Genomic DNA, 708 nt, shown 5'->3' with positions numbered 1-708 from the left:
AATCATCGGCTCGATGGTGAAAAACATACCTTCTTTGATTTCCGCTCCGTGCCCTGGCCTGCCGAAATGCAGGATCGACGGCGCATCGTGGAAAATGCGGCCTAAACCGTGACCACAGAAATCGCGCACTACCGAAAAGCGTTGCGCTTCCGCGAACGTTTTGAATGGCGTGGCCGATATCGCCCAAGGTCGCACCCGGCTTCACCACTTCGATGCCGCGCATCATCGCTTCATAGGTGATTTCGCACAGCTTGCGCGCCTTGGTGCCAACCTTGCCCGCGTAGAACATGCGGCTTGTGTCGCCGTACCAGCCGTCCAGAATCACCGTAACGTCGATATTGATGATATCGCCGTCTTCGAGCTTCTTCTTATCGTCGGGGATGCCGTGGCAGACGACGTGATTGACCGAGGTGCAGATCGACTTCGGAAAACCGCGATAGCCCAGAGGCGCGGGGATGGCCCCGGCTTGAACAATGAAATCATGGCAAAGCTGATTGAGCGCTTCGGTGCTCACCCCCGGCACAACATGGGGCGTGATGAAATCCAAGGTTTCCGCCGCGAGCCGCCCGGCTTTGCGCATGCCTTCGAAATCGTCCGGCGTATGGATTTTGATCGTCGCCAAAGTCTCGTCGTCCCACTCATCGTCATTGTTGTTATCGTACATCAGGCTTCCTGAACCGCGTTAACCAGAGGAATTTGTTCCTTCAG

General features: G+C 56.1%; 1 pseudogene. It reads right to left on the bottom strand.

The annotated features are described in order from the left end of the window. Nucleotides 1–12: 12 nt before the first annotated feature. Nucleotides 13–580 (bottom strand): annotated as a pseudogene (gene map / locus VZ95_RS19325) (type I methionyl aminopeptidase); the annotation flags it as partial. Nucleotides 581–708 lie beyond the last annotated feature (128 nt).

The organism is Elstera litoralis (assembly GCF_000963705.1).
In the GTDB taxonomy this organism is placed as follows: Bacteria; Pseudomonadota; Alphaproteobacteria; order Elsterales; family Elsteraceae; genus Elstera; species Elstera litoralis.
Note: the sequence above shows the minus strand (reverse complement) of the source record. Positions and strands in the feature narration are given on the sequence as shown.